Annotated in this window: 15 protein-coding genes; 7 read left to right on the plus strand and 8 right to left on the minus strand. The window is 59.3% G+C overall.

The genetic code is table 11. The features are described from left to right. Positions 1 to 17: 17 nt before the first annotated feature. From atpD to BMY36_RS08030, 3 genes are all read left to right on the plus strand, one after another. Positions 18 to 1451 carry a F0F1 ATP synthase subunit beta gene (gene atpD, locus BMY36_RS08020; RefSeq protein WP_050518644.1) on the plus strand — a complete coding sequence of 478 codons (1434 nt, stop codon included), beginning with the start codon at positions 18 to 20 and terminating at the stop codon, positions 1449 to 1451. A 9-nt stretch (positions 1452 to 1460) separates the two neighbouring features. Next, positions 1461 to 1859: a F0F1 ATP synthase subunit epsilon gene (locus BMY36_RS08025; protein ID WP_050518643.1), complete on the plus strand. Its 399-nt coding sequence runs from the start codon at positions 1461 to 1463 to the stop codon at positions 1857 to 1859. 221 nt (positions 1860 to 2080) lie between these two features. Beyond that, complete coding sequence (locus BMY36_RS08030; protein ID WP_050518642.1) at positions 2081 to 2431, plus strand: H-type lectin domain-containing protein; 351 nt, start codon at positions 2081 to 2083, stop codon at positions 2429 to 2431. Between the two features lie 69 nt (positions 2432 to 2500). On the opposite strand, the gene BMY36_RS08035 is transcribed toward BMY36_RS08030, so the two are convergent. Then, a complete protein-coding gene (locus tag BMY36_RS08035; RefSeq protein WP_050518641.1) occupies positions 2501 to 3520 on the minus strand; it encodes a ribose-phosphate pyrophosphokinase in 1020 nt (339 codons plus the stop codon). 95 nt (positions 3521 to 3615) lie between these two features. Here BMY36_RS08035 and BMY36_RS08040 point away from each other — a divergent pair, with 95 nt between their 5' ends. Further along, positions 3616 to 4206, plus strand: a complete 591-nt coding sequence (locus BMY36_RS08040) for a 2-hydroxychromene-2-carboxylate isomerase (protein WP_050518640.1) — start codon at positions 3616 to 3618, stop codon at positions 4204 to 4206. Beyond that, a complete protein-coding gene (locus BMY36_RS08045; protein WP_082224763.1) occupies positions 4207 to 5031 on the plus strand; it encodes an alpha/beta fold hydrolase in 825 nt (274 codons plus the stop codon). Here BMY36_RS08045 and BMY36_RS08050 read toward each other — a convergent pair. From BMY36_RS08050 to BMY36_RS08080, 7 genes are all read right to left on the minus strand, one after another. Further along, positions 5028 to 6044: a threonine aldolase family protein gene (locus BMY36_RS08050; RefSeq protein ID WP_050518639.1), complete on the minus strand. Its 1017-nt coding sequence runs from the start codon at positions 6042 to 6044 to the stop codon at positions 5028 to 5030. The two genes, BMY36_RS08045 and BMY36_RS08050, sit on opposite strands and share 4 nt — an antisense overlap. Further along, positions 6044 to 6523, minus strand: coding sequence for a YcgN family cysteine cluster protein (locus BMY36_RS08055; protein WP_050518638.1), 480 nt, complete (start codon positions 6521 to 6523; stop codon positions 6044 to 6046). Before BMY36_RS08055 ends, BMY36_RS08050 begins: the two co-directional genes overlap by 1 nt. Continuing rightward, positions 6520 to 7443 (minus strand): bifunctional riboflavin kinase/FAD synthetase, encoded by a 924-nt coding sequence (locus BMY36_RS08060; protein ID WP_050518694.1) that lies wholly within the window; start codon positions 7441 to 7443, stop codon positions 6520 to 6522. Before BMY36_RS08060 ends, BMY36_RS08055 begins: the two co-directional genes overlap by 4 nt. A 29-nt stretch (positions 7444 to 7472) precedes the next feature. Then, complete coding sequence (locus tag BMY36_RS08065) at positions 7473 to 7916, minus strand: MaoC family dehydratase (protein ID WP_050518637.1); 444 nt, start codon at positions 7914 to 7916, stop codon at positions 7473 to 7475. A 115-nt stretch (positions 7917 to 8031) separates the two neighbouring features. After that, entirely contained in the window at positions 8032 to 8925 is an 894-nt protein-coding gene (locus tag BMY36_RS08070) for a TIGR01459 family HAD-type hydrolase (RefSeq protein ID WP_050518636.1), read from the minus strand. Positions 8926 to 8941: 16 nt separating this feature from the next. Beyond that, positions 8942 to 9862: a manganese-dependent inorganic pyrophosphatase gene (locus tag BMY36_RS08075; RefSeq protein WP_050518635.1), complete on the minus strand. Its 921-nt coding sequence runs from the start codon at positions 9860 to 9862 to the stop codon at positions 8942 to 8944. A gap of 101 nt (positions 9863 to 9963) precedes the next feature. Continuing rightward, on the minus strand, positions 9964 to 10923 hold the full coding sequence (locus tag BMY36_RS08080) for a TraB/GumN family protein (protein WP_139193977.1): 960 nt from the start codon (positions 10921 to 10923) through the stop codon (positions 9964 to 9966). A 240-nt stretch (positions 10924 to 11163) separates the two neighbouring features. On the opposite strand from BMY36_RS08080, the gene BMY36_RS08085 reads away from it, so the two are divergent. After that, positions 11164 to 11451 carry a co-chaperone GroES gene (locus BMY36_RS08085; RefSeq protein WP_050518634.1) on the plus strand — a complete coding sequence of 96 codons (288 nt, stop codon included), beginning with the start codon at positions 11164 to 11166 and terminating at the stop codon, positions 11449 to 11451. A gap of 92 nt (positions 11452 to 11543) precedes the next feature. Then, on the plus strand, positions 11544 to 13190 hold the full coding sequence (groL, locus tag BMY36_RS08090; protein ID WP_050518633.1) for a chaperonin GroEL: 1647 nt from the start codon (positions 11544 to 11546) through the stop codon (positions 13188 to 13190). The last annotated feature ends 115 nt before the right edge of the window (positions 13191 to 13305 follow it).

Below are 13305 nucleotides of genomic sequence, written 5' to 3' on the forward strand. Positions count from 1 at the left end.
CTTAACGGAGAATTGACATGGCGAAAGCACCAAAAGCAGCTGGCAAGATTACGCAGGTAATCGGCGCTGTCGTGGACGTGCAGTTTGAGGGTGACCTGCCGGCCATTCTGAACGCACTTGAGACAAGCAACAACGGCAAGAAACTGATCCTTGAGGTTGCGCAGCACCTTGGCGAAAGCACCGTGCGCGCCATTGCGATGGACGCCACTGAGGGTTTGGTGCGTGGCGAAGCGGTGTCTGACACCGGCGCGCCAATTTCCGTGCCAGTTGGCATGGGCACCTTGGGCCGGATTATGAACGTCACGGGCGACCCGATTGACGAACGTGGTCCTGTTTTGTCCAAGGCAAAGCGGTCTATCCACGGCGAGGCGCCAAGCTTTGCCGACCAATCCACCGCGACCGAAATTCTGGTTACGGGCATCAAAGTGATCGACCTTTTGGCCCCTTACACCAAGGGCGGCAAAATTGGTCTGTTCGGCGGCGCGGGCGTGGGCAAAACAGTTTTGATCATGGAATTGATCAACAACATCGCCAAAGTCCACTCTGGCGTGTCGGTGTTTGCGGGCGTGGGCGAGCGTACCCGTGAAGGCAACGATTTGTATCACGAGATGATCGAATCCGGCGTTATCAACTTGGATGATCTGGAAAAGTCGAAAATCGCGCTGGTTTATGGCCAGATGAACGAGCCTCCGGGCGCGCGTATGCGTGTGGCCCTGTCGGGTTTGACGCTGGCAGAACAGTTCCGTGACGAAACCGGTTCGGACGTTTTGTTCTTTGTGGACAACATCTTCCGCTTTACCCAAGCGGGTTCGGAAGTGTCGGCACTTTTGGGTCGTATCCCCTCCGCTGTGGGCTATCAGCCAACGCTGGCAACCGACATGGGCGCGATGCAGGAACGCATTACATCGACCAAAAACGGCTCCATTACCTCCGTGCAGGCCGTGTATGTTCCCGCAGATGACTTGACCGACCCGGCGCCTGCGACATCGTTCGCGCACTTGGACGCGACGACCGTTCTGGACCGTTCGATCTCGGAAAAGGGGATTTATCCGGCTGTGGACCCCTTGGGTTCCACCTCGCGCTTGCTGGACCCGTTGATCATCGGGGATGAGCATTATTCGGTGGCGACTTCAGTGCAGCAGATTTTGCAGCGCTATAAGTCGTTGCAGGATATCATCGCGATTTTGGGCATGGACGAACTCTCAGAAGATGACAAAGTGGCCGTGGCCCGCGCGCGCAAGATTGAGCGTTTCCTGAGCCAGCCGTTTGACGTCGCAAAAATCTTTACCGGTGCAGACGGCAAACAGGTGCCTTTGGAAGACACGATTGCGTCGTTCAAAGCGGTTGTGGCCGGTGAATATGACCACCTGCCCGAAGCAGCCTTCTATATGGTTGGCGGCATTGATGAAGTGATCGCCAAAGCGCAGCGTCTTGCTGCCGCAGCGGCATAAGGGGGCGATATGGCCGCGACTTTGCAATTTGACCTTGTGTCACCCGAAAAGCGGCTCGCGTCATTTCAGGCGGTTGAGGTGCAGATTCCAGGGGCCGATGGCGATATGACGGCGATGGAGGGGCACACCCCCACCATCACCACGCTGCGGCCCGGGATTTTGAAAGCGGTTGGCACGGATAAAACACTGGCCTTTGCGGTGACCGGCGGTTTTGCCGAAATCACAGCGGCGGGCGTGTCGGTTTTGGCCGAACAGGCCGTGCCGGTGGAGGACCTTTCGGGGACTGTGCTGGACGGAATGATTGACCAAGCGCGCGAGCTGGCGTCGATGGCGCTGCCCGATGACAAAGACATGGCGGAAAAATTGGTGCAAGACATGATGGCCTTGCGCCAGCATCAAGCGCACTGATCTTTTCCGGTATTTGCGTAATAGGCCCCGATGATTTCGGGGCCTTTTTCATGTCTGGCGCAGGGAATGGCGTGGGTTTTCCAAATTTTGCCTTGATTACACGCTAGGTTGACTACTAATTTGCGTCTTTCCTCATTGGCGCGGGGCGCGGGGCGCGGGATGTTGGCGCTTGCCTTTGCAGGTGCGCGCGATGGGGCACGAATGGATCGGGATATTTACAGATGAAGCGATTTTCGGCGCAGACCATCGGGATACAGCAAGGCTCTAGGGTCATGTTTTCCGATTTTGCCGATGGGGGCGTGATGTGGACCGGGCAGGGGCCGCGCGAAAGCCGCCATATTGTCAAATTCCCTGAGGCCTATGTGGCAGCCCCGGTTGTGACGGTGTCGCTGTCGATGTGGGATATGGACCAAAAAACCAATTCCCGCGCCGATCTGTCGGCCGAGGCGATCACGGCAGAGGGGTTTCATTTGGTGTTCAAAACTTGGGGCGATACGCAGGTGGCGCGGGTGCGTGCAGATTGGACCGCGATTGGGCGCGCCAAGGATGAGGATGATTGGGAATTATATTGAAGGGGCGGTGGGTTTGCACCCACCCTACGCACCGGGGGTAGGGTGGGTGCAAACCCACCGCCCCTTTTGTCAGCTGCGCTGATACATGCCTTCGTAAATCGGGCTAAGGGTTTCGGTTTCAAACAATGATGATACCGATGTGCCGTTCCAGATGTTCAAAATCGCTTGGGCAAACATCGGGGCGGTCGGCAAGATGCGGATATTGGGGCAGTTTTTCACCGCATCCGTGGGCGCAATCGAATCGGTGATCACCAGCGATTTCATCACCGATTGCGTCACGCGGTCCACCGCGGGGCCGGACATGACGCCATGGGTGATGTAGGCGTGTACTTCGGACGCGCCATTTTCCAGCAGCACCTCGGCGGCTTTGCATAGGGTGCCGGCCGTGTCGCACATATCGTCCACGATGATGCATTTTTTGCCCGCAACGTCGCCGATCACGGTCATTTCGGCAATCTCACCAGCCTTTTCGCGGCGTTTGTCGACGATGGACAGCGGCGCGCCGATGCGTTTGGCCAATTCGCGCGCGCGGGCCACGCCGCCGACATCGGGTGACACCACCATCATGTCCGACATCGAGCCTTTGAAATGCGCCATGATATCAAGGGCGAAGATGGGCGAGGCATAGAGGTTGTCCACGGGAATGTCGAAAAACCCTTGAATTTGGGCGGCATGCAGGTCCAGTGTCAGCACGCGTTCGATCCCCGCCTCGACCATCATATTCGCCACCAGTTTTGCGGAAATCGGGGTGCGGGCTTTGGTGCGGCGGTCTTGGCGGGCGTAGCCGAAATAGGGGATCACGGCGGTGATGCGCGACGCGGACGACCGGCGCAGCGTGTCGGTCATAATCAGCAGTTCCATCAGGTTGTCATTGGCGGGGTTCGATGTGGGCTGGATGATGAACATATCCTCGCCGCGCACGTTTTCGAACACTTCGACAAAAATCTCGCCGTCGTTGAACCGTTCCACCCGCGCGTCGACCAGCCCGACGCTCATCCCCCGGTGCAGCGACATGCGTCGCGCGATGGCGGTGGCCAGCGGCATGTTGGCGTTGCCAGAGATCAGCTTTGGTTCGTTCATCGGGGCCATGTTTGTGTCCTTTGCGGAGGAATCGGATGCGCGTTGACACGGCTTACCACCGGGTTAGGGTCTTGCAAACCTTGTGCAACGGAGAACCCTGCGAAATGGCCCATATCGACTATTACTTTGCGACGATTTCGCCCTTTGTCTATTTGGCAGGCACGCGGATGGAGGCGATTGCGGCCAAGCATGGCGCCACCATCACCTATAAACCGCTGGACGGCCCGGCGCTGTTTGCGCGGATGGGCAAACCCGCCGAGGTGCATCCGGCGCGTGTCGATTACGGCCTGCAGGACCGCACGCGGCAGGCGGCAAAGCTGGGGTTGGCGATGTCGGCGCGGCCTGCGTTTTTCCCGACCAACCGCGCGCCTTCATCCTATGCGGTGATTGCGGCGCAGGCGGCTGGTGGTGGGGATATGGGGGTTTTGGTGCATGCGCTGACGCGGGCGTGTTGGGCAGAGGACCGCAATGTGGCGGAGGATGATGTGATCCGTGCCGCGCTGGCGGAGGCGGGGTTTGACCCGGATTTGGCCAGCCGCGACATGTTGGCGAGCGCCGAGGCGTATGGCACCAACCTTGAGGAGGCCGTGGCGCGCGGTGTGATTGGGGTGCCGTTTTACATGGTGGGCGACGCGCGGTTCTGGGGGCAGGACCGGTTGGAGGATTTGGATTTGCATCTGGCGGGCAAAATCTGAATGGATTTGCCGGTTTTTGGTGGGGTGCCCACGTTTGCGCGCGTTTTTGATGCGGCGATTGCTGGGGCGGGTGCGCCCGCGTTGGCCTTGCATTGCGCCTTGGCCCATTCTGGGATTTGGGCGGGGGTGGCGCAGGGCTTGCCGGAGCTGTGTTTGACCGCGATTGACCTGTTGGGCCACGGGCGCAGCGGCGATTGGGAGGGGCGCGGCGATTATCACAGGGCCGTGACGCGCCAAGCGATGGGGGCGATGCCAAGTGGCCCCGTGCATTTGATTGGTCACAGCTTTGGCGCGACCGTGGCTTTGCGCATTGCGTTGGAGGATATGGACCATATCGCCAGCCTGACGTTGATTGAACCGGTGTTGTTTTGTGCGGCACGTTCGGCGGGTGGGCCGGAATTTAGCGCGCATCTGGCGCAGCACGCGGGATTTGCAGCGGCGCTGGCTGCGGGGGATGCAGCGCAGGCGGCGGCGGCGTTTCAGGGCATTTGGGGGCGGGACGCGCCGTTTGACGCGCTGCCTGCACATCAGCGCTGCTATATTATGGACCGGATTGGACTGATCGCGGCCCAAAACCCTGCATTGTTGGATGATGCAGCGGGGCTGTTGACCTATGGCCGGTTAGAGGGGCTGGGCGTTCCGGTTTTGCTGTTGGAGGGGGCAGACAGCCCGGCGGTGATCGGGGCTGTGAACGCTGAATTGGCGCGCCGCTTGCCGCAAGTGCAGCGCGTGGTAGTGCCGGGGGCGGGGCATATGTTGCCCGTGACCCATGCGGCAGACTGTGCTGGGGTCATGGCGAAATTTATTGCCAATACAGGCGGTTAGCCGTTGAAGGCGGCCAGCAGCGCGTCCACATCATCTGCCGTGGTACACCATGAACAGACAAGGCGGCACAGACCGTCGCCCATGTCATAATAGACCGCGCCCGCCGCTTTGGCGCGGGCATGGGCGGAGGCGGGCAGGCGGGCAAAGGCGATGTTGGCTTGGACCGGATGCGCCAGCGTTGCGCCCTCAATCATTGCCAAACCTGTGGCCAGCCGCGCGGCCATGGCGTTGGCGTGGGTGGCCATATCCAGCCACAAACCACCGTCCAGCCAAGCCGCCATTTGCGCCGAGACATAGCGCATTTTTGATGTTAGGTGGCCCGCGCGTTTGCGGCGCAGCGCTAATTCCCACGCTTTGGAGGGGTCAAACAGCACCACCGCTTCGGCTGCCAGCAGCCCGTTTTTGGTGCCGCCCAGCGACAAAACATCCACGCCTGCGCGCCATGTCATATCGGCGGGGCTGGCGTTGGTTGCGGCCAGCGCATTGGCAAAGCGCGCGCCATCAAGGTGAACGCCCAAACCTCGCGCTTTGGCGATGCTTGCCAGTTCGGTGATTTCCGCCACAGTGTAAACTGTGCCCGCCTCGGTCACATTGGTCAGCGACAGGGCACTGGGTTGCACGGAATGGACCGCACCGCCAGCACCCGCAAGCGCCGTGGTCAGCGCATCGGGGGTGATTTTGCCATGCGCGCCGTCAATCAAATGAAGCTTTGCCCCGGCGGTGAAAAATTCGGGCGCGCCGCATTCGTCTTCTTCAATATGCGCATGGCGGTGGCACAGAATTGAACCGTAAGGCGGGGTATAAAGCGCCAGCGCCAGCGCGTTGGCGGCGGTGCCTGTGGTGACCAATTGCACCTCCGCCTCAGGTGCGTCGAACAGCGTGCGGATTTGGTCGCGCAAGGCGGTTGTGGCGGCATCTGCGCCGTATGACATCGCGAACCCGGCGTTGGCGCGCATCAACGCGTCCATAATTGCAGGCGGGCAGGGGGCTGCGTTATCGGATGCGAAAAACATCAAGGGCGCTCCTCTATCGTGTAATCTTGCCAGTCTTCTTCGTCGATATCGGATTCCGATACAGTCCAGCCGCGCACCGACATGCCTGCGGTGTGCACTGATTCCGGGTCGCCGGACACCAGCGGGTGCCATTCCTCCAACCGTTTGCCTTCGTGCAGCAGGCGGTAGGCGCAAGTTTGCGGCAGCCAATAGGCGATTTTTTCCAGCTTTTTGGGGGTCAGCGACACACATTCGGGCACATAATTGTGGCGGATCGCATAGTTGGAACAGCGGCAGGTGTCGCCGTCCAGCAGGCGGCAGGCGACGCGGGTAAACTCCACCTCGCCATCATCCTCATACTCAATTTTGTTCAGGCAGCATTTGCCGCAACCGTCGCACAGCGCCTCCCACTCGGCGCCCGACATCTTTTTCAACGGCACAGTTTCCCAAAAGCGGGGGCGCAGGTTTTTGCCAGCGATGGGGGGCAGTTTGTCGGTCATAGGGCGGCCAGAACGCTGCGGGCGCGGGCGCAGTCGGCATCCATCTGGGTGATCAGGGCGGGCAGGCCGTTAAATGTCGCCTCGCCGCGCAACCATTCGACAAACGCGATGGAAATGTGGTGGCCGTACAGATCGCCGGTGAAATCAAACAGATAGGTTTCCAGGTTGGGGCGGTTTTCGCCGAACATCGGGCGCACGCCAAGGTTGGCCGCGCCTAAATACTGGCCCGCTTGTGGTCCGGTCAGCACATCGGCCAGCACGGCGTACACGCCCGCGCGGGGCAGGTGCAGGTTCGTGACATCCATATTGGCGGTGGGATAGCCCAACTCGCGCCCGCGTTTTTCACCGTGGATCACCGCGCCATCAATCCGGTGCCAATGGCCCAACATTTGGCGCGCGCCCAGCGTGTCGCCTGCCGCCAGCGCCGCGCGGATGCGGGTCGATGAAATATCGGTGCCGTCGATTGCCAGCAGATCGGCCAGATGCACGGTGATGCCGTGGGCCGCGCACAGCATGACCAGATCGGCAGCGGTGCCTTTTCGCCCGCGCCCAAAGCAGAAATCCGCGCCAACAGTGACGTGGCGCACGCCAAGGCCGTTTGCCAGCACTTGGTCCACAAATTCGGCGGGGGTAAGGGCGGCAAGGGTGGCGTCAAACGGCAGTTCAAACAGAGTTTGCACATTGAGGCGAGACAGGCGGTTGGCGCGGGTTTCGGCGTTCATCAAGCGAAACGGGTCGGATTGGGGCGCAAAATAGCTGCGGGGGTGGGGTTCAAACGTGACAACACCCAGCGGGCCGTGCGCGGCAGCAAGATTGATCACATGCTGATGGCCGCGGTGCAGCCCGTCAAAATTGCCCAGTGCCACAGACGCGCCGCAATGCGCCGGGTCAACCCCTTGCCAATGTTGATAAATCTTCATCGCGGCCCCTGCGGGCCTGTGGCCCTGCGTCAATCAAATTTGCGGCTGGGCGCCAAAACCAGCGCTTCGCCCTTTAGCACAACGGTATCGCCCACCGCGCAATGGGTTTCAAGGGTCACGCGGCGGCGGGCGTGATCAATTGCGGTGACTTTGACTTGGGCAAATACCGTATCGCCGGGGCGCACGGGGGCCATGAATTTCAAGCTTTGGCCCAGATAGAGGGTGCCGTGGCCGGGCAATTGTTCGCCAATCACCGCGGAAATCAAGCCAGCGGTCAACATGCCATGCGCGATTCGCCCTTCAAAGATCGTGTCGCGGGCGTAAGCGTCATCCAGATGGACGGGGTTGCGGTCTGTCGACACCTCGGCAAACAGTTCGATATCGCGGTCGGTGATGGTTTTATACAGATGGCGGGTCATGCCCATTTCGATATCTTCGATACAAATGGTGCCGCGTGGATGGTTGTCGGACATGGTCGATCACCGGTTGTGTTGGGGGTCGTGTAGCAAATGCTGCGCCGCGGCGCAATCCGTTGCGCAATATATTTCCGAAAATTTGCCGTGTGTGGCAATTATATTGCGCGGTCGATCAGCGCAGTAGCCCCATCACATAGGTTGGGTTGCGGTCGCCACCTTCCAGCCAAGTGTCCAGCGCGCCCGCGTCCAGCGCATCGGCAGGGCCAAATTGGCCTGCGGTCAACCCTTCGGTCAAAAACAGACTGTCGAGCCCTTCTTGCATCGCGCCCAGCACATCGGTGTCGATGCCATCGCCGACACAAAGGATATCGTCGCTTTCGGTTTGGCCGATCAGATCGGACAGGCGGCGGCGCGCAAGGTCATAGATGGGCGGATGCGGTTTGCCGAAATACAGCGAGGTGCCGCCCATTTCGGTGTAAAGCTGCGCCAAAGCACCGGCGCAATAGATGCGTTTGTCGCCCAGATCGACCACGATATCGGGGTTGGCACAGAGGAATTTCAGCCCTTTGGTTTTGGCGAGCAGGAAGGCTGCGCGGTAGTCATCGGGGGTTTCATCAAATTCTTCATTCGGGCCGGTGCAAATAATCCCCTCCGCCTCGGCCAGCGGGACAATTTCGACGGGGTTGGTGGCGGCGAGGGTGGCCAAAGCGGGGTCGGCAAATTCGGTGAAAAAGGCGATATCTTTGGGCATGGGGCCGATGTGATGCACCTTGTGACCGACCGCGCCCGAAAAATAGGCGTATTGGCTGGCATCGCCAGAGGTGACCACATCATCATAAGCATCCCTTGGCACGCCGATGCGGTCCAACTGTTCGATCACGCTGGGTTTGGGGCGCGGCGCATTGGACACAAGGATGACCACGCCGCCCTTGGCGCGGTACGCCTGCAAGGCCGCGACCGCCGCCGGGAAAGGCGCGTGACCATCATGCACGCAGCCCCAAAGATCGCAAAAAATGGCGCGGTAGCGAAAGCTGATTTCTGAGAAATTATCAACGATATCGGGCATTTTTGCGCTTTCAGGATTAGAGTTTGAGGGCGGGGATGATTTGCTTTTTACGGCTCATCACGCCCGGCAGCACTACGGTATCGCCTATGACAGTGACGCCGAACGATGCTTCGGCCATGTGTTTGACCAGATCGTTGGGGACCAGCAGCGTCGCCTCTTCGCGCAAGATATCCACGACGAACAGCAGGACTTGGTCGGCGTTATCCTGCGCGGCCACAGTGGTCATCGCGGCCATAAGGCTGTCTTTGCGGGCCAAAATTGTGGCAGGGGATGTGGTTTCCAGCACGGACACGCGCAAATCCTTGCCCGCAACAGTGTATTCCTTGCTGTCCATGCGCAACAATTCGGCATCGGTAAAGCGTGACACATCGGATTTTGCGGCAAACATTGCGGCGCACAGATCGGGGATATTTACGCCCAAATCGGTGGCGAGTTTTTCGGCAATCACGCGGTCATGCGGCGTGGTGGTGGGGCTGCGAAATTCCAGCGTGTCTGACAGGATGCACGACAGCATCGCGCCTTTGATCCCACGTGGGGCGCGCATAATCGCATCACCCATCAGGTCGTGCAGGATGGTGGCAGTGCAAGCCAGCGGGCGGATGGTGATGTTGATGGGACCACGGGTTTTCAGCCCGCCCACCAGCATGTGATGGTCGATGATACCTTGGATATTGGCATCATTGATGGAGGCGGGCAGTTCGGCCGGGTTGTTGGTGTCCACAATCCAGCAGGTGTCCGTGGCTGCGACATCAGCGATGATTTCGGGCTTTGGCAGGTCCCAATGGGTCAGCATAAACGCCGCTTCGGTGTTGGGTTCGCCCAGCAGCACGGGTTTGGCAGGCGTGCCCAGCACATCATTCAGATACCATGCCCAGATGATGGGCGATCCGGTGCTGTCGGTGTCAGGGGATTTGTGGCCGAAAACGAGGATGGTCATGGGGATACCCCTGTGGGTTACGCGATTTTTCCGCCTTATAGGGGCTGCGCCGGGGATTGTCACGGGTGCGTCATGAGGGGTGGGTCATGGGGGGGGGGGCGTCAGGGCAGGGCGGTGATGGTGAACCCCGCCGATTGCAGCAAGGCCAGCACGCCTTGATCGCCCGACAGGTGCAGCGCACCAAAGGCGGCAAAGACGGGGCCGTTTTGCAAAGCCGCCTCAATCGGGGCAATCCAAGCGCGGTTGCGGTCGGTCATTAGGGCGGCTTCGGTCTTGGCGAAATCTGTGTTGGTTTTCACAGGGTCGGCACCCGGAAGTTGTAGGGCAAGATAGCGCGAAAATTCCCAAACAATGCGGCTGTCGCCTTTGAAATAGGCGTCGGCGGTGGTGGTCAGGAAATCATCGGCTTGGGGTTCGACGTGCAGCGCATTGCCGATCATAACCAACTGTTCGTCCATAGAAAGGCCGTCGAATAGGCCCAAGGCGGTGTCATAGTGTTCAAGGGCGGTGACGGGCAGGCCCGCATCCGTTGCCGCACCTATCAGGCGTTTATCAAGCCCGTTGGCGGCGGCGGCCATTTGCAACGCGCAAGGCGGGATGGCCAACAGCATGGACACAAACCAAGGGCGCAACGTGTCGGCCATTGCAGAGGGGATGCCGCGTTGCAGCAGCGCAGCGGTAAGCTGCGTCCATTCATCGGGCGACAGGGCGGATTGCAGGCCCGCACCGCCCGGATCCATCATCGCGCTGGGGTCTGCGGCCAGTTTTTGGTCCAAGGCGGCTTGTTCCTCTGGGCCCGCTTCGACCATCAGAGTCGTGGCGGTGGCAAGGTGGGGCAGCAAGGTTTGCATGGCCGCATCATGGCGCGGATCATCGAGGTGAAAGGTGCCCGCAATGGTGATAGTTTGGTCGCCGCGCGTGGCTTGCCAAAAATTTCCGGTCGCAAAAGGGGCGGCATGGGCGGCGGTGGTAAGATCGGTTTGATCCGTTTGCGGCAACGCGTCGATCAGGTTGGTGCCCACGCATTGGGCCTGTGCGGTGGCGCCCCAAAGCAGGGCCATGAGCGTGGTAAGAAGGAAGCGAAATGGCATGGGAGCCCCGATGTCTGGCTGCGTTTGGGGCAGGGTGCCATGCAATTGCGGCATATCCAAGAGGCGGGGCAATCGGGTGCGGGATTTGCATCAAATTCTGCCGGGACCATCCCTTGACACTGTGGGGGGCATTGCATAGGTAATCATCGTTGGCACTCAGGCACCCTGAGTGCTACTGAATTTAACCTGAAACCAAGGGAGTGTTCTCAGATGGCATTCAAACCCCTGCACGACCGTGTACTGGTCCGTCGCATCGAAGGCGAAGACAAGACCAAAGGCGGCTTGATCATCCCCGACACCGCAAAAGAAAAGCCAGCAGAAGGCGAAGTGATTGCGCTGGGCGAAGGCGCGCGCAAGGACAGCGGCGAGTTGATCGCACCGTCCGTCAAAGTTGGCGACCGCGTGCTGTTTGGCAAGTGGTCCGGCACCGAGGTGACGCTGGAAGGCAAGGAATTGCTGATCATGAAAGAGGGCGACATCATGGGGATCATTGGCTGAAGCCAGTGATTTGGCGGGGCGGTGGGTTTGCACCCACCCTACGCTTGATGCGACCAACCAACTGAAATTCAAGACAAACTGGAGCAAGCAAAATGGCTGCTAAGGACGTCAAATTTGATACCGATGCCCGCGATCGTATGTTGCGCGGCGTAAACATCTTGGCCAATGCGGTTAAGGTGACTTTGGGCCCAAAAGGCCGTAACGTTGTTATCGAAAAATCCTTTGGCGCGCCGCGCATCACCAAAGACGGTGTGACGGTTGCCAAAGAAATCGAACTGTCCGACAAGTTCGAAAACATGGGCGCACAGATGGTAAAGGAAGTTGCTTCCCGCACCAATGATGAGGCTGGCGACGGCACCACCACGGCGACCGTGTTGGCCCAAGCGATCATCATCGAGGGCTTGAAGGCCGTTGCTGCTGGCATGAACCCGATGGATTTGAAGCGCGGCATCGATTTGGCCACCGCCAAAGTCGTGGAAGCGATCAAAGCTGCATCGCGTCCGGTATCGGACAGCGCTGAAGTCGCACAGGTCGGCACGATTTCTGCGAATGGCGAGGCCGAAATTGGCCGCCAGATCGCAGACGCGATGCAGAAAGTCGGCAATGAGGGCGTGATCACTGTTGAAGAAAACAAGGGTCTGGAAACCGAAACTGAAGTCGTCGAAGGCATGCAGTTTGACCGTGGTTACCTGTCGCCATATTTCGTCACCAATGCCGACAAAATGGTTGTCGACTTGGAAGACGTGATGATTTTGCTGCACGAGAAAAAGCTGTCCAGCTTGCAGCCAATGGTTCCCTTGTTGGAGCAGGTTATCCAAAGCCAAAAGCCGCTGCTGATCATTTCCGAAGATGTTGAAGGCGAAGCCTTGGCCACTTTGGTTGTGAACAAGCTGCGCGGCGGGTTGAAGATTGCGGCTGTAAAAGCCCCAGGCTTTGGCGATCGTCGCAAGGCCATGCTGCAAGACATCGCCATTCTGACCGGTGGTCAGGTGATTTCCGATGATCTGGGCATGAAGCTGGAAAATGTTGGCATGGACATGCTTGGCCGTGCTAAGAAAGTTACCATCACCAAAGACACCACCACCATCATCGATGGCGCTGGCGAAAAGGCCGAGATCGAAGCCCGCGTGGCCCAGATCCGCACCCAGATCGAAGAAACCTCCAGCGATTACGACAAGGAAAAACTGCAAGAGCGTGTGGCCAAGTTGGCTGGCGGTGTTGCTGTGATCCGCGTTGGCGGCATGTCGGAAATCGAAGTGAAAGAGCGTAAGGACCGTGTCGATGACGCACTGAACGCAACCCGTGCAGCCGTGCAAGAAGGCGTGGTTGTGGGCGGTGGCGTGGCCTTGGTGCAAGCTGGCAAAGTGCTGGTTGGCCTTGAGGGTGCAAACTCTGACCAGACCAATGGCATTGCGATTGTGCGCAAAGCGCTGGAAGCACCGCTGCGTCAAATCGCGCAGAACGCTGGTGTGGACGGTTCGGTTGTTGCGGGCAAAATCCGCGAAAGCACAGACCTGAAGTTCGGCTTTAACGCCCAGACCGAAGAATATGGCGACATGTTCAAGTTCGGCGTCATTGACCCGGCCAAGGTTGTGCGCACATCGCTGGAATATGCAGCGTCGGTCGCATCCTTGCTGATCACCACCGAAGCCATGATTGCTGACAAGCCTTCGAAAGAAGCAGCTGGCGGCGGCATGGGTGACATGGGCGGCATGGGCGGCATGGGCGGCATGATGTAAATCAGCCCTTACGGGACTTTGGGAAAGGGCGGCCTGCAAGGGCTGCCCTTTTTCGTTTTAAGGCAGTGTTTGGGATTGCGGGCGGGCGCTGCGCGCAGAGATATTTAAGACCAAA

Origin of the sequence: Pseudorhodobacter antarcticus (assembly GCF_900110135.1) — a bacterium.
In the GTDB taxonomy this organism is placed as follows: domain Bacteria; phylum Pseudomonadota; class Alphaproteobacteria; order Rhodobacterales; family Rhodobacteraceae; genus Pseudorhodobacter; species Pseudorhodobacter antarcticus.